Consider the following 311-nt stretch of genomic DNA (forward strand, 5'->3'; position numbering starts at 1 on the left):
TCCTTGTCGACCAGCGCCTTCAGCAGCTTGGCCACTGCCAGGGGCTGCAGCTCCTCGGTGGTCTCCACCAGGATGGCGCGGTCGGCGCCGATCGCCATCGCCGTGCGCAGGGTCTCCTGGCACTTGGCGTCGCCGCACGAGACCGCGATGATCTCGGTGGCCACGCCCTTTTCCTTCAGGCGCACCGCCTCTTCGACCGCGATCTCGTCGAAGGGGTTCATGCTCATCTTCACGTTGGCAATGTCGACGCCGGTGCCGTCAGACTTGACACGCACCTTGACGTTGTAGTCGACGACCCGCTTGACGGGGAC

Annotated in this window: 1 protein-coding gene; it reads right to left on the bottom strand. The window is 65.3% G+C overall.

Going from position 1 to position 311, the window contains the following annotated elements:
• Window positions 1–311 (bottom strand): electron transfer flavoprotein subunit beta/FixA family protein (locus AB4Z46_RS35525; RefSeq protein WP_442288238.1); only part of this gene is annotated, 311 nt, incomplete at both ends.

This window comes from Variovorax sp. M-6 (assembly GCF_052114385.1).
Lineage (GTDB): Bacteria > Pseudomonadota > Gammaproteobacteria > Burkholderiales > Burkholderiaceae_C > Variovorax.